Annotated in this window: 23 protein-coding genes; 14 read left to right on the top strand and 9 right to left on the bottom strand. The window is 31.2% G+C overall.

From position 1 onward, the window contains the following. Positions 1-3: 3 nt before the first annotated feature. The 4 genes from ACOTVC_RS03625 to ilvE are packed head-to-tail and all read right to left on the bottom strand — an operon-like array spanning position 4 to position 3083. On the bottom strand, positions 4-534 hold the full coding sequence (locus tag ACOTVC_RS03625; protein ID WP_039619288.1) for a DUF2393 domain-containing membrane protein: 531 nt from the start codon (positions 532-534) through the stop codon (positions 4-6). Further along, the gene (locus ACOTVC_RS03620) at positions 534-1070 is read right to left on the bottom strand and encodes a DUF2393 domain-containing membrane protein (RefSeq protein ID WP_039642348.1); all 537 of its coding nucleotides are present in this window, start codon (positions 1068-1070) and stop codon (positions 534-536) included. The genes ACOTVC_RS03625 and ACOTVC_RS03620 overlap by 1 nt, the downstream gene beginning before the upstream one ends. A 15-nt stretch (positions 1071-1085) precedes the next feature. Next, the gene (locus ACOTVC_RS03615) at positions 1086-2156 is read right to left on the bottom strand and encodes a prohibitin family protein (RefSeq protein WP_039619283.1); all 1071 of its coding nucleotides are present in this window, start codon (positions 2154-2156) and stop codon (positions 1086-1088) included. Positions 2157-2168: 12 nt separating this feature from the next. Then, positions 2169-3083: a branched-chain-amino-acid transaminase gene (ilvE, locus tag ACOTVC_RS03610; RefSeq protein ID WP_012662102.1), complete on the bottom strand. Its 915-nt coding sequence runs from the start codon at positions 3081-3083 to the stop codon at positions 2169-2171. A gap of 97 nt (positions 3084-3180) precedes the next feature. Between ilvE and ACOTVC_RS03605 the strand changes: the two genes are divergently transcribed. From ACOTVC_RS03605 to ACOTVC_RS03555, 11 genes are all read left to right on the top strand, one after another. Then, a complete protein-coding gene (locus ACOTVC_RS03605; protein WP_214099241.1) occupies positions 3181-3387 on the top strand; it encodes a tautomerase family protein in 207 nt (68 codons plus the stop codon). After that, positions 3384-3845: a thioredoxin-dependent thiol peroxidase gene (bcp, locus tag ACOTVC_RS03600; RefSeq protein ID WP_214099242.1), complete on the top strand. Its 462-nt coding sequence runs from the start codon at positions 3384-3386 to the stop codon at positions 3843-3845. Before ACOTVC_RS03605 ends, bcp begins: the two co-directional genes overlap by 4 nt. Beyond that, positions 3839-4912, top strand: coding sequence for an epoxyqueuosine reductase QueH (locus tag ACOTVC_RS03595; RefSeq protein ID WP_214099243.1), 1074 nt, complete (start codon positions 3839-3841; stop codon positions 4910-4912). Before bcp ends, ACOTVC_RS03595 begins: the two co-directional genes overlap by 7 nt. A gap of 68 nt (positions 4913-4980) precedes the next feature. Continuing rightward, positions 4981-5421 carry a 3-hydroxyacyl-ACP dehydratase FabZ gene (fabZ, locus tag ACOTVC_RS03590; protein WP_039619275.1) on the top strand — a complete coding sequence of 147 codons (441 nt, stop codon included), beginning with the start codon at positions 4981-4983 and terminating at the stop codon, positions 5419-5421. Continuing rightward, entirely contained in the window at positions 5421-6212 is a 792-nt protein-coding gene (gene lpxA / locus ACOTVC_RS03585) for an acyl-ACP--UDP-N-acetylglucosamine O-acyltransferase (protein ID WP_214116645.1), read from the top strand. The genes fabZ and lpxA overlap by 1 nt, the downstream gene beginning before the upstream one ends. Further along, entirely contained in the window at positions 6205-7434 is a 1230-nt protein-coding gene (clpX, locus tag ACOTVC_RS03580) for an ATP-dependent Clp protease ATP-binding subunit ClpX (protein ID WP_039619273.1), read from the top strand. Before lpxA ends, clpX begins: the two co-directional genes overlap by 8 nt. 2 nt (positions 7435-7436) lie before the next feature. Continuing rightward, positions 7437-8474, top strand: a complete 1038-nt coding sequence (locus ACOTVC_RS03575) for a rod shape-determining protein (protein WP_012662095.1) — start codon at positions 7437-7439, stop codon at positions 8472-8474. Beyond that, the gene (mreC, locus tag ACOTVC_RS03570; protein WP_214116643.1) at positions 8464-9207 is read left to right on the top strand and encodes a rod shape-determining protein MreC; all 744 of its coding nucleotides are present in this window, start codon (positions 8464-8466) and stop codon (positions 9205-9207) included. The genes ACOTVC_RS03575 and mreC overlap by 11 nt, the downstream gene beginning before the upstream one ends. 86 nt (positions 9208-9293) lie before the next feature. Beyond that, positions 9294-10265, top strand: coding sequence for a catalase (locus ACOTVC_RS03565; protein WP_087689874.1), 972 nt, complete (start codon positions 9294-9296; stop codon positions 10263-10265). 97 nt (positions 10266-10362) lie between these two features. Next, positions 10363-13626 (top strand): carbamoyl-phosphate synthase large subunit, encoded by a 3264-nt coding sequence (gene carB / locus ACOTVC_RS03560; RefSeq protein ID WP_214116641.1) that lies wholly within the window; start codon positions 10363-10365, stop codon positions 13624-13626. Next, positions 13623-14045 (top strand): Sua5 YciO YrdC YwlC family protein, encoded by a 423-nt coding sequence (locus tag ACOTVC_RS03555; protein WP_087689870.1) that lies wholly within the window; start codon positions 13623-13625, stop codon positions 14043-14045. Before carB ends, ACOTVC_RS03555 begins: the two co-directional genes overlap by 4 nt. On the opposite strand, the gene ACOTVC_RS03550 is transcribed toward ACOTVC_RS03555, so the two are convergent. Together ACOTVC_RS03550 and ACOTVC_RS03545 are read right to left on the bottom strand one after the other, a co-directional pair. Further along, positions 14046-14447 (bottom strand): isoaspartyl peptidase/L-asparaginase, encoded by a 402-nt coding sequence (locus tag ACOTVC_RS03550; RefSeq protein ID WP_421627759.1) that lies wholly within the window; start codon positions 14445-14447, stop codon positions 14046-14048. 65 nt (positions 14448-14512) lie between these two features. After that, complete coding sequence (locus ACOTVC_RS03545) at positions 14513-15079, bottom strand: isoaspartyl peptidase/L-asparaginase (RefSeq protein ID WP_421627726.1); 567 nt, start codon at positions 15077-15079, stop codon at positions 14513-14515. 183 nt (positions 15080-15262) lie between these two features. Here ACOTVC_RS03545 and ACOTVC_RS03540 point away from each other — a divergent pair, with 183 nt between their 5' ends. Genes ACOTVC_RS03540 through bioD form a run of 3 tightly spaced genes read left to right on the top strand, consistent with a single transcriptional unit; the run spans position 15263 to position 16504 of the window. Continuing rightward, the gene (locus tag ACOTVC_RS03540) at positions 15263-15610 is read left to right on the top strand and encodes a DMT family transporter (RefSeq protein ID WP_039619258.1); all 348 of its coding nucleotides are present in this window, start codon (positions 15263-15265) and stop codon (positions 15608-15610) included. Then, on the top strand, positions 15610-15924 hold the full coding sequence (locus tag ACOTVC_RS03535) for a DMT family transporter (RefSeq protein ID WP_039619256.1): 315 nt from the start codon (positions 15610-15612) through the stop codon (positions 15922-15924). Before ACOTVC_RS03540 ends, ACOTVC_RS03535 begins: the two co-directional genes overlap by 1 nt. A gap of 7 nt (positions 15925-15931) precedes the next feature. Further along, positions 15932-16504 (top strand): dethiobiotin synthase, encoded by a 573-nt coding sequence (gene bioD / locus ACOTVC_RS03530; RefSeq protein WP_087685449.1) that lies wholly within the window; start codon positions 15932-15934, stop codon positions 16502-16504. Positions 16505-16509: 5 nt separating this feature from the next. Here the strand turns inward: bioD and ACOTVC_RS03525 are convergent, their stop codons facing one another. The 3 genes from ACOTVC_RS03525 to ACOTVC_RS03515 are packed head-to-tail and all read right to left on the bottom strand — an operon-like array spanning position 16510 to position 19554. Further along, complete coding sequence (locus tag ACOTVC_RS03525; protein WP_257933249.1) at positions 16510-17205, bottom strand: AAA domain-containing protein; 696 nt, start codon at positions 17203-17205, stop codon at positions 16510-16512. 17 nt (positions 17206-17222) lie between these two features. Further along, positions 17223-18251, bottom strand: coding sequence for an NERD domain-containing protein (locus tag ACOTVC_RS03520; protein ID WP_421627724.1), 1029 nt, complete (start codon positions 18249-18251; stop codon positions 17223-17225). A gap of 31 nt (positions 18252-18282) precedes the next feature. Beyond that, complete coding sequence (locus ACOTVC_RS03515; protein ID WP_214116053.1) at positions 18283-19554, bottom strand: adenosylmethionine--8-amino-7-oxononanoate transaminase; 1272 nt, start codon at positions 19552-19554, stop codon at positions 18283-18285. Positions 19555-19612 lie beyond the last annotated feature (58 nt).

Genomic DNA, 19612 nt, shown 5'->3' with positions numbered 1-19612 from the left:
TCCTTATTTGCATTTTAATTGTTTGAATATTTTATAACTTTGAAAATGAGGTGGCAATCCCACTTCAAATGAAAAATCTTTATAAGTATGTCCTGGAAGATTTTTTGCGATACTTATGTTATATGAGGCATCTCTTTGTTGTTGACTTGCTCTTTTGATGCTATCAAAATTTTGTTGGTTAAATATTTCGCCACTTACTTCATGTTTTTTGTTATCATCGATTATTCTAAGCTCTAAAAAGCACTCTGAAAGTTTGAAGTTAGTATCATTGGTTACTCTACCTTTTACAATAATACTCTCTGTTGCTAAGCGTCTATAGGTTGAAAAATTACTCAAACTTGCTTTTTTGGTGTATTGATCTATGGTTAGCAGTAATGAAATGGTTAAAATTAAAGCAAGTATAAAACTTACTATGCAAAAAATAATCATATATTTTTTATTTTGAACTTTTAAGTAAAGTAAAACCCAAGTTAAACCTGTAGAAGCTAGCATAATGAAAATGATTAGAATATGAAAAAAAGTAAAATATCCCATTAGAAACACTTTGAATAAATTTTAATGTCAAAATTTTGACCTTCTTTAAAATCGGAAAATTTGGTTTTAAAATTAATGGTTTGGCTAGGGTTTATTGTTTTTTCTACAATAGTAGATTTGCTTCTTAGAGGTTTTATGGTGTGTATTAAATTTTTAAAAGTGCTATTATTGTCACTTTTTTTAAAGACTTCTACTTTTAACTTACAATACTTAAAACTTTTTTTGGAAGTATTTGTTAAGCTATAATCAACGCTAAGCGAGTTGTCGTATACAAAAAATTGAGCATTATCTAAACTAGCTATTCTTGATCTAACTTTAGTATCAATTAAAAAATATCCTAAATATGCTATGCTAGCTGAGCATAAAATTCCTAAAAAAATAACCATAAAAGCAAAAGTAGGTTTGTTTCTAATAATTAAAGCAATAAATAAAGTGATAATGAAAAAAAATATAACCAAAGCCATTAGTAAAAAATCAATCAAGTGCAAATGAGTGGTATAAAAAATCATTTGCTCTCGAATGTGCTGGGTGTTCATTATCACTCTTTAATTTTAGTTTGCTACTGAGCTCGTTCTTTTACTATCTTTACTATCAACCCAAATATTTGGCACAGCTCCACCAGGTGTTAAGAAAATTTTGGCATCTTTGTTAACCTTAAGTGCTTCGTTAAACTGCTTTTGAGTTTCGATTTGTTTTAAATCAAGCAAAGGATTATTTAAGCTTTTTGCTATTTCTCTATTTGAATATGCTTGCGCATCAGCTTCTATTTTAACCGCACTTGCTCTACCTTTAGCGCTAATGATGGTTGCATTTGCCTCCCCTTCAGCTAAAGCTGCTTTTTTAAGTGCTTCTTGATTAGCTCTTTCAACTTCATATTTAGTTCTTTCAGCCTCTTGTTTGGCAATTTGCACTCTTTCAATTTGTTCTTTTACTTTGATAGGCAAGATGATCTCTCTAAGTTGAACTGCTTGAAGCTCGGCAGGCTCATTTGGTTGACTTTCTATAGTTTTTCTAATGCCTTGATCAATTTGCACTGCTATGGTGTTACGATTTGTTGGAAGCTCTTCTGCGGTATATTGACCTACCACATTTCTTACTACATCTCTTACAACTGGATCAATGATTTTATTTTCCCAATTAAGCCCCCAAGTAGCTATGGTTTGAGGAACTTGCAAAGGATTTAATCTATATTGAACGGTTACATCAATAGATACAGGTAAACCTCTTGAATCAAGTACTGAAATACTATTTTTATTTACAACCCCTGAGCCTATTTGTAAATTTTCATTTACGCCTTCAATGGAAGCATAATTGATTTGTCTTACTCTAGTATCTACTATAGTGATTTTTTGTAATACCGGCATAAAAAAATGAAGTCCTGGCTCAAGCGGAGTAGGGCTGTATTTACCCGTGGTAGACTTGATCCCCATTTCCCCTGAATTAACTATTGCAAAAGGCTTAAAAAGCGCAAAAACTAAAATAATCGCAATCGCACTATAAATTAATGGGGAAAATTTTCCAAAACCTTTGAAGTTAAATTCAGGAGCTTTGAAATTTAAATTTTGTTTATTGTTGTTTTGATTGTTTTTTTTGTTAAAATAATCATTCAAATCAGCTGGCATTTAGTTCCTTTGTTAAATATAAGTTAGCATAGAAGCGTATTTTTCATTGCGTCCATAAACTATATCAAAATACGCATTTTGGAGCTTTGTCGTTAGCTCACCTCTTTTTCCATTTCCTATAATTCTTGCGTCAATATTATTTATCGGAGTTATTTCTGCTGCAGTTCCTGTGAAAAATGCTTCATCAGCTACATAAACTTCATCTCTTGAAATTCTTTGGCGTACTACGCTTATGCCTAAATCATGTGCAATTTTTAAAACAGTATCTTGAGTGATACTTTTTAATGAAAAATCATTTGGCGGGGTGATTAATTTCCCATCTTTAACCATAAAAAAGCACTCGCCTGTTCCTTCTGCTACAAAACCTTCTTCATCAAGCATTAAAGCTTCTTCATATCCTGCTTCTATAGCTTCATACTTAGCCATTTGAGAATTTAAATAATTTGCACTTGCTTTGGCTTTGCCTAGGCTAGATTTTACGCTATTTCTAGCAAAAGAAGAAATTTTAACCTTAATACCTTTTTCTAAGCCTTCTTCGCCCAAATAAGCACCCCATTCCCAAGCAGCAATAGCTACTCTAACAGGAGCTTTAGCATGATAAACTCCCATAGTTCCATCACCTAAAAAGATCAATGGGCGCAAATAAGTGTTATTTTGAAAATCATTTGCTCTTAAAAGTTCAACTTGCGCATTTTCAAGTTCTTCTTGAGAAAAAGGTGAGTTGATTAAAGTGATTTTTGCAGACTCTAAAAGTCTTTTGGTGTGTTCTTTTAATCTAAAAATTGCTAAACCATTTTGTGTTTTATAAGCTCTTGTTCCTTCAAAAACTGCATTTGCATAATGTAATGAATGTGTTAAAACATGAATTTTAGCATCATCAAAATCAATGATTTTTCCATCCATCCAAATTTTTTTTGCCCTAATCATGAGTAAGCCTTTATTGAAAATAAAACTAATTTTATCAAAAATATACTAATAATTGCTAGAATATAGTAAAATTCTTTATTTAAAGCAAGGAAAAACAATGCCTATTATTAATATCAAACTTGCTAAACCAGAATTTAGCAAAATACAAAAAGAAGAGTTAATAGCAGATATTACAGAACTTTTGCATACAAAATATAATAAACCAAAGCAAAATATAGTCATAATGCTAGAAGATATTGAACCATATAATATTGCTTTTGGTGGTGAAAGTGTAGAAAAATTAAGATTGAAAGGTAAAAAATGAAAGAATTGCAAATTGGCGATAAAGCTCCGGTTTTTGAACTTTTAAATCAAGATGGAGTTAAAATTTCTCTAAGTGATTTTTTGGGTAAAAAAATTGTTTTGTATTTTTATCCAAAAGATAATACCCCAGGTTGCACTACACAAGCTTGCGAATTTAGTCAAAATTATGAAGATTTTTTAGGACAAAATACTGTGATTATAGGTATTAGCCCAGATAGCGTGAAATCACATGAAAATTTTATAAAAAAATATGATTTAAAACACACTTTATTAAGTGATAGTGAAAAAGAAATTTGCAAACTTTATGGTGTTTGGGGTTTAAAGAAAAATTATGGAAAAGAGTATGAAGGGCTTATAAGATCTACTTTTGTAATTAATGAGGAAGGAAATATCACAAAAATTTATAAAAATGTAAAAGCAAAAGATCATGCTTTTAAGGTGTTAAAAGAATTATGTTAGTTCATATTTGTTGTAGTGTGGATAGTCATTATTTTATACAAGAATTAAGCAAAGCCTATCCTGATGAGAAAATCATCGGGTATTTTTATGACCCAAATATTCATCCATATAGTGAGCATGAGCTTAGATTTTTAGATGTTAAACGCAGTTGTGATAAACTAGGCATTAAACTTTATAAAGGTGAATATGAGTATGAAAAATGGCTTGAGAGTGTAAAGGGTTATGAAGATGAACCTGAAAAAGGTGCAAGATGTCAAATTTGTTTTGATTTTAGAATGCACAAAAGTGTTGAATTTGCCCAAAAGATAGGAGAAAAAAAACTCACAACAACTCTTTTAACATCTCCTAAAAAAGATTTAGAGCAATTAAAATTAGCATTACAAAAAGAATGTGATAAATTTGGCATAGAGTTTTTAGCGCCTGATTTTAGAAAAAATGGAGGCACACAAAGACAATTTGCCCTAGCAAAGCAAGATATGCTTTATCATCAAAATTATTGTGGATGTATTTATGCACTTTCTAAGCAAAAAGGCCAAAAAGCCTTTATAGATGAGCTTATGAGTCCTATAAATAAACAAATATTGCCTTCAAGTATAGAAGAAAAAATTAAATTTTACAACCAAGTAAAAAGTTTAGAAAAAAAAGGCATTAAATTTGAAATTCAAAGAGAAAAATTTTTAAATTATCGTTTATTAAGAGCTTTGATAAAACAAAATAAGCAAGCTATAAAAACTCATGTTTTATTTTACTCACATTTTAAAAATTCTTACACTAAATTTAGTATTTTAGATGAGGGTTTAAAGCATTATAAAAGTGTAAAGGATGAGATTAATTTATGGAGTTTTGATTATTTCAATAGCTTATGTAAAATGCGATTTAAAAATTATGAAGATTTTTTACAAAATCCTTTAAAAATAGAGCAAGAAATCAAAATAAGACAAAAGTATTTTGGCGCTTATGATCTTTCACCGGTAATTATTGTTGAAAATATTATTAAAGGCGCTTATGAATTTATGGCAAAAAGTGAAATTTATTTTGATAGCAAAGAAAAGATTGTGAAGTTATAAAACTTAATTAATTTATTAATATTTTTTTTGTAAAATCTGAATTTTGAATATATTTTAAGGCTAAATTTATGATAGATGTAATGCAAATTCAAAAAATTTTACCACATAGGTATCCATTTTTACTTGTAGATAAAATCGTAGAATTAAAAAACAAAGAAGTTGTTAGAGGTTATAAAAATATTAGTATAAGCGATCATGTTTTTATGGGGCATTTTCCAGATCATCCAATTTATCCAGGTGTGTTAATTTTAGAAGGTATGGCGCAAACTGGAGGGGTTTTAGCATTTGAAAGTATGGATGATAAAGTAGATCCAAGCACTAAGGTGGTATATTTTACGGGTATTGATAATGCTAAATTTAGAAATCCAGTGCGTCCTGGTGATAGACTTGATTATGAAATGAGTGTAGTGAAAAATCGTGGAAATATGTGGATTTTCCAAGGAAAAGCTTTTGTAGATGGACAATTAGTAGCAGAAGCTGAACTTAAAGCCATGATAGTAGATAAATGATGAGCAAAATTCATCCAAGTGCAGTTATAGAAGATGGAGCTATTATAGCAGATGATGTTGTAGTAGAAGCTTATGCTTATGTTGGTAAAAATGCTAACATAGGCGCAAATACCATCATCAAACAAGGTGCAAGAATTTTACCTAATGTAACTATAGGTGAGAATTCAAAAGTGTTTTCTTATGCCATAGTAGGAGATATCCCGCAAGATATATCTTATAAAGATGAGATAAATTCAGGTGTTATTATAGGAAAGAATGCGGTTATTAGAGAATTTGTTACTATTAATTCAGGTACAGCTAAAGGCGATGGCTTTACAAGGATAGGTGATAATGTTTTTATTATGGCTTATTCTCATATTGCGCATGATTGTACTTTAGGAGATCATATCATCTTAGCAAATAATGCTACTTTAGCAGGTCATGTAGAGCTTGGAGATTATACCGTAGTAGGTGGGCTTACTCCAATACATCAATTTGTAAAAGTAGGAGAAGGATGTATGATAGCAGGTGCTAGCGCACTTTCTCAAGATGTGGTGCCATTTTGTTTAGCTGAGGGAAATCGCGCAAGCATTAGAAGCTTGAATTTAGTAGGCATTAGAAGACGTTTTGATAAAGAAGAAGTGGATGTTTTAAGCAAGGCTTTTAAATTTTTATTCAGACAAGGAAATTTAAAAGACAATGCTTTAAGTTTATTAGAAAGTACTTCTAGTGAAAATGTGAAAAAAATGTGTAATTTTATCTTAGAAACAAAAAGAGGAATTCCTATATATAAGGAAAAAAACCATGGTTAAAAGATGTAGTTTTTGCAATGAAATAGAAACAAGTGAAAGAAGAATTTTAGTAAATGATTATAATAATGCCTTTATATGTGAGTATTGTGCTGAAAGTGCTTGTAATATTTTCTTTGGAGAGGAAAAAGAGCTAAAAAATAAAGAAGTTGATAAAGAAAATTTTAAAGATATAACCCCTAAAGAATTAAAAGCATATTTAGATAAATATGTCATCGGGCAAGATAGAGCTAAAAAAATCTTTAGTGTAGGAGTGTATAATCACTACAAAAGGCTTTTTAGATCTGACTTAGAAGATGATGATACAGAATTGGCAAAATCAAATATTTTATTAGTAGGTCCAACAGGAAGTGGAAAAACTTTACTAGCACAGACTTTAGCTAGATTTTTAGATGTGCCTATTGCAATTTGTGATGCGACTTCTTTAACTGAAGCAGGTTATGTGGGAGAAGATGTTGAGAATATCCTTACTCGTCTTTTACAAGCTGCTGATGGAGATGTGCAAAGAGCTCAAAAAGGGATTATATTTATTGATGAGATAGATAAAATCGCAAGAATGGGTGAAAATCGCTCCATTACAAGAGATGTAAGTGGTGAGGGTGTGCAACAAGCTTTACTTAAAATCATCGAAGGATCTTTAGTAAATATCCCACCAAAAGGTGGTAGAAAACACCCAAATCAAGATTTTATACAAATAGATACGACTAATATTTTATTTGTATGTGGCGGGGCTTTTGATGGTATTAGCGATATCATTAAAAGAAAACTAGGCGATAATGTCATGGGCTTTTTTACTGATGATAAAAAAGATGAAAAAGAAGCCTTGCTTCAAAGATTAGAGCCTGATGATTTAGTGCATTTTGGGCTTATCCCTGAACTCATAGGAAGACTGCATGTACTTGCTTCTTTAGAAGAGCTTGATGAAGAAAGCATGGTGCGTATTTTAACTGAGCCAAAAAATGCCATTATTAAACAATATCAAAAACTTTTTGCTATTGATAATGTGGAATTAAAATTTGAAGATGAGGCACTAAGAGAAATTGCTAAGCTTTCATTAGAGCGTAAAACGGGAGCTAGGGGTTTAAGAAGTATTATTGAAGAGATGATGGTAGATTTGATGTTTGATTTGCCAGAGTATAATGGATATAGCATAGTAATTACTAAAGAAGTGATCAAAGAAGGTGCAAAACCTTTATTTATAAAAAATAAAAAAGTTAAAGGCTGAGAATGATTTTAGATCAAATAATTGGATTTTTTTCAAGTGATATGGGGATTGACTTAGGTACTGCAAATACTTTAGTGTTGGTAAAAGATAAAGGTATAGTGATTGATGAACCTTCGGTTGTTGCAGTAGAGCGTGAAAGATATGGTAGGGTTAAAATTTTAGCTGTTGGAAAAGAAGCTAAGGAAATGGTAGGAAAAACCCCAGGTAATATCGAAGCAATCCGTCCTATGAAAGATGGTGTGATTGCTGATTTTGATATGACCGAAAAAATGATCCGTTATTTTATAGAAAAAACTCATAGAAGAAAATCTTTTTTAAGACCTAGAATTATCATTTCAGTACCTTATGGTTTGACCCAAGTTGAAAGGAAAGCAGTTAGAGAAAGTGCTTTAAGTGCGGGTGCTAGAGAAGTATTTTTGATAGAAGAGCCTATGGCAGCAGCTATTGGTGCAAATTTACCAATCAGAGAGCCTCAAGGGAGCTTAGTGGTAGATATTGGTGGTGGTACAACTGAAATTGGCGTTACTTCTTTGGGTGGACTTGTGATTTCAAAATCTATCCGCACAGCTGGCGATAAACTTGATACTAGTATAGTAAATTATGTAAAAGAAAAATACAACCTTGTCATAGGTGAAAGAACGGGTGAGGAAATTAAAATCGCAATAGGCTCAGCAGTTCAACTTCCAAAAGAGCTTTCTATGGTGGTTAAAGGGCGTGATCAAGTAACAGGCTTGTTAAATAGAATCGAATTAACAAGTGAAGATGTAAGAGAAGCTATGCGTGAACATTTAAAAGAAATCGCTGATGCTTTAAAAATCGTTCTTGAAATGATGCCACCTGATCTTGCGGCAGATATTGTTGAAAATGGTGTTGTTTTAACAGGAGGCGGAGCTTTAATACGCGGGCTCGATAAATATTTATCTGAAATTGTAAAACTTCCAGTATATGTAGCTGATGAGCCACTTTTAGCAGTTGCAAAAGGTACAGGTAAAGCTTTAGAAGAAATTTCATTATTACACCAGCTAACGAATGAAGAGTAAAATTCTTAGCGTTTTAATATTATCTTTTTTAGTATTTATTTCGTTTTATTATGGAGATGTAATAAAACGAAATGTTTTAGATTTAAATATTGCTATTGTTAATCAATTTTCTCAAAGTATTGATCTTTTAAAAAACAAATTCAACGAACATTTTAATCAAGCTGAAGAAATTAGAACTTTAAGAGAAAGAAATGCTGAGCTTGAAAAAAATAATATCTATATGAAAAACTTTGCTAATGAGCTAAATAATATTTTAAGCGATAAAAACTCAAGTTTTTATTATCCTAATGTGAGTTTGGTTAAAGCAACTTCTTATGCGCAAATTAGTGATTATCATAAGGTTTGGCTTGATGTTGATTATAAAGGAAAAATCAAAGGCTTGATTTATAATGGCTATACAGCAGGCATAGTCATAGAAAAAAATGGTAGAGCTTTGGGGCTTTTGCAAGGTGATGAAGAGTGTATTTTTTCTGTTTATATAGGTAAAGAACAAGCACCAGGTATAGCTCATGGAAGAAATGATTATGTTTTAGTTAAATATATCCCTAAATGGCTTGAGCTTAAAATGGGTGATAAGGTTTATACAAGTGGCTTAGATGAGATTTTCTTTTCAGGAATTCCGGTGGGAGAAATTTTTAAAATAGAAGAAGAGGGTGCTTATCAAAATGCTTATGTTAAACCTTATGCTAAGATGAAAGTACCAAGCTATTTTTATATGGTAGAAAATTTATAGTAAAAAATTATTTATTTTAATTAATATAAATTATTATTTAGAATTAAATATTACAATAGCTTCTAAGTTTAAAACTAGGAGCTTTAATGAAAAAATATATCAGCAGTTGTTTGGCTATTTGTTGTTTAAGTAGTGCTATTTATGCAAATGATGTAGAATATGATGCGCAAAAAATAGCAGATATTTTTTATCAACTTAACGCAGATCCTAAAAATCCAAAAGCAAAAGTTAATCATGCAAAGGGTTTTTGTGCCATGGGAACTTTTGAGCCAGCTTTGTCTATCAATAAAGAAGTTGATGTGCCTTTGTTAACACAAAAAAGCTTACCAGTCCAAGTAAGATATTCTTTGGGTGGCGCTTTTAAAGATGATAAAAGCAAAACAAGAGGTATGGCTATTAGAATTACTGATCCTAAAGATTCTACCTCTTGGACTATGGTTATGCTAAATACAGAAATAAATTTTGCAAAAAATCCTAAAGAGTTTGGTCAGTTTTTTGAAATGAGACTTCCTGTCAATGGTAAAGTCGATCAAGAAAAAATAAGCAAGATGATGCAAGAGGTTGATTCTTATAGAAATTTTGCTGCATATACGGATAAAATTGGTATCAGTAAAAGCGTAGCAAATACTCCATTTTTTAGTATCCATACTTTTTATTTTAAACAAGCAAATGGAGAAAATTATCTACCAGCAAGATGGAAATTAGTTCCAAGCGAAGGTGTGGCGTATTTAAATGAGGTACAAATGAAAAGTGCAAGTAGTGATTTTTTAAAAGAAGATTTTCAAAATCGTATAAAGGCTAATAAGCCAGTTGAGTATAAAATGTATTTAGTATATGCAAATAAAAATGATATTACTAATAATACAACGGCTTTGTGGAGTGGTAAACACAAAGAAAGTTTAGTTGGGACTTTTAAAATTAATGCTTTGAGCAAGGAAGATTGTAATTTTGATGTTTATTTTCCTTCAGATGTACCCCAAGGTGTTAATCCACCACAAGATCCTTTATTTGATGTAAGAAATGAAGCTTATGCTATAACTTTTGGTAAGCGTCAATAAAATTTAGCTCTTTAAGAGCTAAATTCTTTATTAATTTCAACTTCTAAAAAACTTATATTTGTTATAATTTGGCTAAAAATTCAGCTTAGGAAAATACATGCCAAAAAGAACAGATATCAAAAATATATTATTGATAGGCAGTGGACCTATCGTTATAGGTCAAGCTTGTGAGTTTGATTACTCAGGGACTCAAGCGGCAAAAACCTTAAAAGAGCTAGGTTATAGAGTAGTTTTGATCAATTCTAATCCAGCTACGATCATGACAGATCCTGAATTTGCTGATGCAACTTATATAGAACCAATTACCAAAGAAAGTATTCTAAGTATTATCAAAAAAGAAAAAATCGATGCGATTTTACCTACTATGGGTGGCCAAGTTGCTTTGAATGTTGCTATGGAAGTTTATGAAAGTGGCGAGCTTGCAGATGTCAAGTTTTTAGGTGCAAATCCTGAGGCGATAAAAAAAGGCGAAGATAGACAAGTCTTTAAAGAATGTATGAAAAAAATTGGCATGGATTTGCCAAAATCTATGTATGCGTATAATTATGAAGAGGCTTTAAAAGCTGTTGATGAGATTGGTTTTCCTTTGATGATTAGAGCTTCTTTTACTTTAGGTGGTGCAGGAAGTGGCGTGGTGTATAATATGGATGAGTTTGCAGAACTTGCAAATACTGCTTTAGCACTAAGCCCTATCCATGAAATTTTAATCGAAGAAAGCTTACTTGGTTGGAAAGAATATGAAATGGAAGTCATTAGAGATAAAAATGATAATTGTATTATCGTTTGCTCTATTGAAAATGTTGATCCTATGGGAGTTCATACGGGTGATTCTATTACTATAGCCCCTGCTTTAACTTTGACTGATAAAGAATACCAAGCAATGCGTAATGCCTCTTTTGCTATTTTAAGAGAAATCGGAGTAGATACAGGTGGGTCAAATGTGCAATTTGCTATCAACCCAACTAATGGTAGAATGATAGTTATTGAAATGAATCCTAGGGTTTCAAGATCTTCAGCCTTAGCTAGTAAAGCAACGGGTTATCCTATAGCTAAGGTAGCTACGCTTTTAGCAGTTGGATTTAGTTTAGATGAGATTAAAAACGACATCACAGGCACTCCTGCTTCATTTGAACCGGTAATTGATTATATCGTAACCAAAATTCCTCGTTTTACTTTTGAAAAATTCCCAAATGCAAACACAGAGCTTGGCACTGCTATGAAAAGCGTGGGTGAGGTTATGGCTATAGGAAGAACTTTTAAAGAAAGCATTCAAAAAGCACTTTACTCACTTGAGAGAAATTTAAGTGGGTTTGATACTATAGAATGTGATAAAAATGAGCTTTTGGCAAAAATTCGCCAAGCTAATGAAAAACGCTTGCTTTATATAGCACAAGCTTTTAGAGAAGGTTTTAGCACACAAGAGCTTTTTGAGCTTTGCAAAATAGATCCTTGGTTTTTAAATCAAATCAAAGAAATAGTGGAATTTGAAAATCAAATTGATATGGATATTTTAAGCAATAAACAACTATTAAGAAAAGCCAAAACCTTAGGTTTTTCAGATAAAAAAATCGCTAGCTTAATTAATCAAAAAGATAATCTTGAGTTAAGCCAAAATGATATTTATTATGCAAGAATTAAACATAAAATCATCGCTCAATATAGCGAAGTAGATACTTGCGCAGGCGAATTTGAAGCATTAACTCCGTATTTATACTCAAGTATCAATGCAAATGAAGCTACACAAGTAAAAGAAAGTAAAGATAAAAAAGATAAAAAAGTAATGATTATAGGTGGTGGGCCAAACCGCATAGGACAAGGCATTGAGTTTGATTATGCTTGTGTGCATGCTTCTTTTGCTCTAAAAGATATGGGCGTAAAAACTATAATGTATAATTGTAATCCAGAAACGGTTTCGACAGATTATGACACAAGTGATATTTTATACTTTGAGCCGATTGATTTTGAGCATTTAAGAGCGGTTATTGATAGAGAAAGACCAGATGGAGTGATAGTGCATTTTGGTGGTCAAACTCCGCTTAAATTTGCAAAACGCCTTAGTGCTTTTGGAGCAAAGATCATAGGAACAAGTGCAAGGGTGATAGATTTAGCTGAAGATAGAAAGAAATTTGCTAAATTTATCGAAGATTTAGGCATAAATCAACCTAAAAATGGCACAGCTATAAGTGTAGAAGAAGCGATTATAAAAGCAAATGAGATAGGTTATCCTGTGCTTGTTAGACCAAGCTATGTTTTGGGTGGTCGTGCAATGCGTGTTGTACATGATGAGAGTGAGCTTAGACTTTATATGCAAGAAGCCGTAGATGTGAGTGATAAATCCCCGGTATTAATCGATCAATTTTTAGACAATGCTACTGAACTTGATGTAGATGCAATAAGTGATGGAAAAGAAGTTTATGTAGCAGGTATTATGGAGCATATTGAAGAAGCAGGTATTCATTCAGGCGATAGTGCTTGCTCTTTACCTGCTGTCAATATCGATGAGGCTATGCTTGAAATGATTGAGCAAAAAACAAAAGATATTGCTTTAAATTTAGGTGTAGTAGGGCTTTTAAATATACAATTTGCTATTCATGATAATAAACTTTATATGATAGAAGTTAATCCAAGAGCTAGCAGAACTGTGCCTTTTGTGAGTAAAGCTACGGGAATTCCTTTAGCTAAGGTTGCAACGCGCGTGATGTGGCAAGGAAATTTAAGAGAAAGTTTGAAATTTTATGATACCTTTAAAGTGGTAGAGGAAAAAAATGGAATTTTAAGAGCTAAAAAACCAAAACACATTAGTGTAAAATCAGTGGTATTTCCTTTTGCTAAACTTAGTGGAAGTGACCTTGAGCTTGGGCCTGAAATGCGCTCAACCGGCGAAGTTATGGGAGTAAGCAAAGATTTTGAAAACTCTTACGCAAAAAGCCAACTTGCTTCTTCAAATTTCTTACCAGAAAGTGGCAATGTATTTTTATCATTAAGAGAACAAGATAAAAAATACGCAGTAGATTTAGCTAATGAATACATTAAGCTAGGATTTAAAATCATTGCTACAAGTGGAACTTATAAAATTTTACAAGAAGCAGGTTTGGAGTGTGAGTTTGTGCATAAAATTTCTGAAGGACGCCCAAATGTAGAGGATAAGTTAAAAAATTCTCAAATTCAACTTGCCATTAATACAAGCGATGAGCATAGCTTTAAAGGTGATACTAAAAAAATTAGAGCAAATATTTTACGCTTTAAAACCCCGTATTTTACAAACCTAAGAGCAGCGTATGCAGGTGCTAAAGCGATTAAAGCTATACAAAATAAATCATGCCTTGAAGTAAAGAGCTTGCAAGAATACTTAAAAGCATGATTTATCTTGCTCAAACTGATACAACAGCAGGGTTTTTAAGCAAGGACTTAAAAGCCCTTAATACTTTAAAAAAAAGGCCTTTAAGTCAGGATTGTTTGATTACCACAGCTAAATTTAGCGAGCTTAAAAAACTTACAAGAGTGCCAAATCATTTTAAAAATACTATTAGAAAATCCAAAAAAACTACTTTTTTATATCCTAATTTTAAAGCAATACGCGTTGTGAAAGATTGTGCTCATGAGAATTTTTTAAAAGAGTTTGATTGGCTTTATTCTACTTCTGCAAATCTTCATGGAAAAAAATTTGATCTAAATTGGGCTATGCAAAATGCAGATAAAATAGTAGATGAAAAGTTTTTTGAAAGTGGAGCCTCAAAGATTTTTAAACTTCGAGGCGTTAAAAAAGTTAAGTTACGCTAATTATTTTCCAAGCGGCCAAAATACTTTTGGTTCTTCACCGATTTTTGCTTGTCCATGATACATTCCAAGTTTATCTTTAGTCCAAGCATAACCAACTTTTCCATTTTTATCTATCGATATGATTCCGCCTGTACCACCAAGTTTTGCAACTTGCTTGATAGTTTCTTCGGCTGCTTTTTGCACTGAGAGTTTTTTGTATTTATATAAAGATGCAACCTCATGAGCTGCAGCCACTCTTATGTAAATATCGCCTGTTCCTGTACAAGAAATCGCTACTGAGTCATTATTTGCGTAATTTCCTGCCCCTATGATAGGAGAATCCCCAATGCGTCCTGTCATTTTATTTGTAGTGCCACCTGTGCTTGTGCCTGCTGCTAGGTTGCCGTTTTTATCTAAAGCTATCGCACCTACTGTCCCTAAATATGGCTCGGTGCTTATACCAAGATGAGCTTTTGCTTTATCACTATCTAATAAAATTTCTTTACTTTTTTAGCTTCTTGAAGTTGTTTATATCTGTGCTCTGTAAAGAAGTATTTTTGTCCCACTATTTCTAAACCATGTTTTTTGGCTAATTTATCAGCACCTTCGCCTGCTATTAAGGTGTGAGGTGTTTTTTCCATAACAAGTCTTGCTGCTTCTATTGGGTTTTTAATCGTCCTAGCCATAGCAATTGCACCTGCTTTTAAATTTTTTCCATCCATTAATGATGCGTCAAGTTCATTAAATCCATCAGAAGTAAAAACAGCGCCTTTTCCAGCATTAAATTCAGGACTATCTTCCATTACTTTAATGGCAGCTATAACTGCATCAACCGAACTTCCACCTTTTTTAAGTATGCTTTGACCCGCTTTTAAAGATTCTTTCATTACCTTTTCTCTTTTGGCAAATTCTTCTTTGGTAAGTCCTAAGCCACTTGTTCCACCATGTATAACGATAATAGGTTCAAAATCTTTTGCAAAAATATTATTGCTTGTTAAAAATGCTAAACTAGCTAATGTCAATAAAGCCTTTTTGCTGCCTGCTAAAAATTTCATGTATTCTCCTTTGTTGTAAGCTATAAATTTTATAATAATAAAAATTAAATATAAATTAATATTATAAAAATATTAAAAATATTTATAAATATAATAGATTTTTATTTAAAATTATTTTTTTATTTAAATTTTTATTTTGTAAATTTTTAGTTATAATTTGCGCTTTTGAAAAAAAGGTAGATTATGATAGAAAGAACAAAAATAAGCTCTAATTTTGGTTGGTTTATGGTGATTTTAGGTGGTTTGGTTGAGTGTTTTTGGGTGAGTGGTTTAAAATACTCAACTGAAATTTGGCATTATGCTTTAACAGCTATTGGTGTAAGCATATCTTTTACATGTTTTTTAAAAGCTTGCGAAAGACTTGAAGTAAGTATTGCTTATAGTGTCTTTGTGGGTATTGGCACAGTTGGAGTGGTGCTTAATGAGATGTTTATTTTTAATGAGCCAACTTCCATTACTAAGCTTGCTTTAATAGCCATTTTGCTTTTAAGTATCATAGGCCTTAAAATCATTAGCAAGGAAGCTAAATAATGGAATGGTTTTTTTTATTTTTAGCGACTGCTTTTGAAATTTTTGGTGTGATTATCATGAAACAACTTGTAAGCACTAAAAATAAGCTTTATCTTTTAGCTTTGATAGTGTGTTTTGGTTTTTCGTTTGGGTTTTTAAGCCTTAGTATGCAAAGCATTGCTATGAGTGTGGCTTATTCTATATGGACAGGAGCTGGAACCGCAGGTGGGGTTATCATCGGAGTGCTTTTTTATAAAGAAAGTAAAAGCTTTTTAAAGCTTTTTTTAATTGCTCTTATCATTGCTTGTACTGTGGGTTTAAAAATACTTTCATAGACTTAAAATGAAAATATACATTAGTGGTATAGACACAGATGTTGGTAAAACTTATCTAAGTGCTAGACTTTGTAAGGAATTGGATTTTGATTATTTTAAGCTTATCCAAGCAGGCACGCCAAAAGATAGCGAGGTAGTAGCTGAGTTTAGTCCAAAAACTAAGATTTTTAAAGAAGGTGTGTTTTTACAAACCCCTGCTTCCCCGCACAAAGGTAGGATTTTAGAAAATTTAAGCTATAAAGCCTTTGATATACAAATTCCACAAAGTGATAAACTCATCATCGAGCTAGCTGGTGGGCTTTTTTCGCCCCTTGATGATGAAAAAACAATGATTGATTATATGAGTGCGTTTAAGTACCCTACGATTTTAGTCGCAAAAGACTATCTAGGAAGTATCAATCATACACTTTTAAGTATAGAAGCACTAAAACAAAGAGATATTAAAATCCTTGCTTTAATCTTAAAAACCCAAGATAACTTTAGCAAGGATTTTATAAGTAATTACGCTAAAATTCCTATCATAGAATTTGATGATAAAGTGTGTGAAAATATTAAAAATAGTATTTGTTCAATTAAATAAATTTTTTAAATAAAATTGATTTTGTTATATTTTTCCCATTCTTTTCCAAAAAGTTCATATTCTGGAATTCTATTTAAAACTATGCATGTATAACTAGGTCTAGTTAGCGCTATATAAGTCTCAAAGTCACTTAGTTCGGTTTTTGTAGTACTTGTTAGAAAAATCACACATTGCAATTGCATTCCTTTGAAGCTTTTGATAGTTGAAATTTTAACGTTATCACTTGTAAAAGAAAAATATTCTTTGTTGTTTATCATATCTTCAACTGAAACATTTTTTTCTTTGAAATATTTTTTTATAATATCAACTTCCTCGTGATTAGATGTTAAAATTACAATATTTTTTGGAGAATTGTGCTTTAATAGAAAATTATAAGCCCTGAAAACCATTTCAGTGTAATTATTTTTTTCTATATTGCACCAATAAAGCTCTCTAATTAAAGAGCTATCCGCGTTTTGAGTATTAATTATAGGAGGTTCTAGAGTTTCACCAAAATTTTTGTTTGATTTTATCAAATAACCACTAAGATAAAACACATAAAACCTATAGGCTTCTATTAAAATTTCAGGGAAATTGTATTGTCGTATATTCATATTTAATTTCCCCCATTGCCCCTTAAATTTATACCCTTTATTGTTCATATTTCCAATCCATGAAATTTCTCTATCATATATATTTTGCTTATCATCTGCAACGACCATTACTTGCCCGTTGTCTTTTAGAAAATATAATAAAAATCAAACCATTTTTGTTTAAAATCTTGAGCTTCATCAATTAAGATAGCATCATAATATCTAGAATTTGAAAAATCTTCTGATTGTAAAATATAATTTGCATTTTCTAAAGCTTCTTTTTCATTATTTTCAAAAGATTTTGTATATTGTAATGATATGTCGCTATTTTTTATAAAGTTAAACAATAAGCCATGAAAGTGATCTATGTCTATCAAATTCCAATCAAATTCTTTTCTCACATCGTTAATTTGTGCTTTTAAATATTGTTTTAATGTTTTGTTATAACAAATTACTAAAACTTTTTTACCTTTTGAGGCTATATTTGCTGCTCTGTGTGCTATAATCAAACTCTTTCCACTCCCTGCAACACCTTTTATTCTGTTCCAAGTATTAGGTTTGTCTTCAATATAATATTTTTGTTGATTTGTTAGTGTTATGTTTTTTCCATGTTCTACTTTATGTATATTTTTTAAAAAAAGCTTCCTAAAGTTATCACAAGTATAATAATTTTTACATTGTATGTAAAATGTAATAAAATTAAATAGCTCGTTTGCGTTATTTTTTCCAAAAATTTTTATACCTTTATTGTCTATTTTTTCTAGAATATCTTTTGTAGTAGCGTTGTGAAAATAAAGAATTTCATATATTGGGATAAAATTATTTTTTAAAAAATTTGATATTATATTTTTATATTCATTAGTTTGTTGTATTGGATTTTTGATTTTTTTATTATTTTTATAAACTATTTCAGGATAGATTTTATTGTTAATAAGTTTGTTTTTACAGTTATTATTTTCAGTAAAACTAAAATTTTCTAATTTCCAATCTTTAACCTCTATTATAAAAATACCTTTATTTTTATGATAAATAATAAAATCAGGTATATATAATTTGTTCTTATAGTTGATTTTCGGTTGCTCATAAATTTCATAATCTCTACTAAGTCCATTATAAAGCATGTTAGATATATATTCTTCGCCTTTTGTGAATAGTTTATACTGCTCTTTACTCATTATATATCCTATTTTTTGGTTTTTTTAGCTTTCAAAAATCCTTGAAAATCTCTCTTAAAGACTGCACTACATAATTAATTTCATCTTCATTTATAACATATGGTGGCATGAAGTAAATTGTATTTCCAAGTGGTCTTAAAAGTAAGCCTTTTTCTAAGGCTCTTTGAAAGACTTCAAGTCCTGCTCTTTGGTATTTGCTTTTTTGTATATCAAATGCACTTACCATGCCTAAATTTCTAAAATTTCCTAAAAAGTCAAATTCTTTTAAACTCTCCCATTGAGTTTTTATAAAAGCACTTTTGATTTTATTTTTTGCGATGATATTTTCTTTTTCAAAAATATCCAAAGTAGCATTAGCCGCTGCACAAGCTAGGGCATTACCCGTGTAAGAGTGAGAGTGTAAAAAGGCCTTTTGACTCTCATAGCTATCATAAAATTTCTCATAAATTTCATCTTTAGTAAGCACCACTGAAAGTGGTAAATACCCACCTGTGATAGCTTTAGAAAGACATATATAATCAATGCTTTGTGAGCAATAATCAAGCGCAAACATCTCTCCCGTGCGTCCAAAACCTGTGGCTATCTCATCAAATATCACTTGCACGCCATAATCTTTAGCAAGTTTAACCGCCTCATCTAAATACCCAAGCTCATACATGTGCATATTGCCTGCACATTGAAGTAAAGGCTCAAGTATAAAAGCACAAATTTCATGATGATGATTTTTTAAAATGCTTTCTAAAATTTCAAGTTCTTTTGTATAGTCTTTGCTTGTTGGCACAGGCGTTGTGATACTTTTTAAAAGTAAAGGCTCATAGGTTTTTTTATAAAGTGCTACATCGCCAACGCTTAATGCGCCTAAAGTTTCTCCATGGTAAGAATTGCTAAGTGATAGGAATTTATCCTTTTTAGAACCATCATTGTTTAAGTGGTATTGAAAACTCATTTTTAAAGCCACTTCTATGGCTGAACTACCATTGTCTGCAAAAAAGCATTTATCAAAAGGTAAAAGCTCACAAAGTCTTTGTGAAAGCTTTATGATAGGCTCATGTGAAAAGCCTGCAAGCAAAACATGCTCTAAATTTTGAAGCTGATTTTTGATTTTTTCATTGATATATTCATTACAATGGCCAAAGATATTTACCCACCAAGAGCTAATGCAGTCTATGTAAGATTTTTCATCAAAATCATACAAATATATTCCTTTGGCTTTTTTTATAGGTATTAAAGGTAAAAACTCATGATCGCTCATTTGCGTGCAAGGGTGCCAAATGTGTTTTAAGTCTAGTTCTTTTAAATTCATTTTTACTTCTTTGATTTTTATTGCTAATGATACTACAATTTTTACTCAAATTTATGCT

Origin of the sequence: Campylobacter sp. GB48, assembly GCF_049221845.1 — a bacterium.
Classification (GTDB): domain Bacteria; phylum Campylobacterota; class Campylobacteria; order Campylobacterales; family Campylobacteraceae; genus Campylobacter_D; species Campylobacter_D lari_C.
The sequence above is the reverse complement of the archived record's forward strand: the minus strand, read 5'-3'. Positions and strand labels throughout refer to the sequence as shown.

What these genes read in the sequence shown, in the direction of transcription:
- ACOTVC_RS03625 (WP_039619288.1), bottom strand. Translation starts at nt 534, where the DNA reads ATGGGATATTTTACTTTTTTTCATATTCTAATCATTTTCATTATGCTA.
- ACOTVC_RS03620 (WP_039642348.1), bottom strand. Translation starts at nt 1,070, where the DNA reads ATGAACACCCAGCACATTCGAGAGCAAATGATTTTTTATACCACTCAT.
- ACOTVC_RS03615 (WP_039619283.1), bottom strand. Translation starts at nt 2,156, where the DNA reads ATGCCAGCTGATTTGAATGATTATTTTAACAAAAAAAACAATCAAAAC.
- ilvE (WP_012662102.1), bottom strand. Translation starts at nt 3,083, where the DNA reads ATGATTAGGGCAAAAAAAATTTGGATGGATGGAAAAATCATTGATTTT.
- ACOTVC_RS03605 (WP_214099241.1), top strand. Translation starts at nt 3,181, where the DNA reads ATGCCTATTATTAATATCAAACTTGCTAAACCAGAATTTAGCAAAATA.
- bcp (WP_214099242.1), top strand. Translation starts at nt 3,384, where the DNA reads ATGAAAGAATTGCAAATTGGCGATAAAGCTCCGGTTTTTGAACTTTTA.
- ACOTVC_RS03595 (WP_214099243.1), top strand. Translation starts at nt 3,839, where the DNA reads ATGTTAGTTCATATTTGTTGTAGTGTGGATAGTCATTATTTTATACAA.
- fabZ (WP_039619275.1), top strand. Translation starts at nt 4,981, where the DNA reads ATGATAGATGTAATGCAAATTCAAAAAATTTTACCACATAGGTATCCA.
- lpxA (WP_214116645.1), top strand. Translation starts at nt 5,421, where the DNA reads ATGAGCAAAATTCATCCAAGTGCAGTTATAGAAGATGGAGCTATTATA.
- clpX (WP_039619273.1), top strand. Translation starts at nt 6,205, where the DNA reads ATGGTTAAAAGATGTAGTTTTTGCAATGAAATAGAAACAAGTGAAAGA.
- ACOTVC_RS03575 (WP_012662095.1), top strand. Translation starts at nt 7,437, where the DNA reads ATGATTTTAGATCAAATAATTGGATTTTTTTCAAGTGATATGGGGATT.
- mreC (WP_214116643.1), top strand. Translation starts at nt 8,464, where the DNA reads ATGAAGAGTAAAATTCTTAGCGTTTTAATATTATCTTTTTTAGTATTT.
- ACOTVC_RS03565 (WP_087689874.1), top strand. Translation starts at nt 9,294, where the DNA reads ATGAAAAAATATATCAGCAGTTGTTTGGCTATTTGTTGTTTAAGTAGT.
- carB (WP_214116641.1), top strand. Translation starts at nt 10,363, where the DNA reads ATGCCAAAAAGAACAGATATCAAAAATATATTATTGATAGGCAGTGGA.
- ACOTVC_RS03555 (WP_087689870.1), top strand. Translation starts at nt 13,623, where the DNA reads ATGATTTATCTTGCTCAAACTGATACAACAGCAGGGTTTTTAAGCAAG.
- ACOTVC_RS03545 (WP_421627726.1), bottom strand. Translation starts at nt 15,079, where the DNA reads ATGAAATTTTTAGCAGGCAGCAAAAAGGCTTTATTGACATTAGCTAGT.
- ACOTVC_RS03540 (WP_039619258.1), top strand. Translation starts at nt 15,263, where the DNA reads ATGATAGAAAGAACAAAAATAAGCTCTAATTTTGGTTGGTTTATGGTG.
- ACOTVC_RS03535 (WP_039619256.1), top strand. Translation starts at nt 15,610, where the DNA reads ATGGAATGGTTTTTTTTATTTTTAGCGACTGCTTTTGAAATTTTTGGT.
- bioD (WP_087685449.1), top strand. Translation starts at nt 15,932, where the DNA reads ATGAAAATATACATTAGTGGTATAGACACAGATGTTGGTAAAACTTAT.
- ACOTVC_RS03525 (WP_257933249.1), bottom strand. Translation starts at nt 17,205, where the DNA reads ATGGTCGTTGCAGATGATAAGCAAAATATATATGATAGAGAAATTTCA.
- ACOTVC_RS03520 (WP_421627724.1), bottom strand. Translation starts at nt 18,251, where the DNA reads ATGAGTAAAGAGCAGTATAAACTATTCACAAAAGGCGAAGAATATATA.
- ACOTVC_RS03515 (WP_214116053.1), bottom strand. Translation starts at nt 19,554, where the DNA reads ATGAATTTAAAAGAACTAGACTTAAAACACATTTGGCACCCTTGCACG.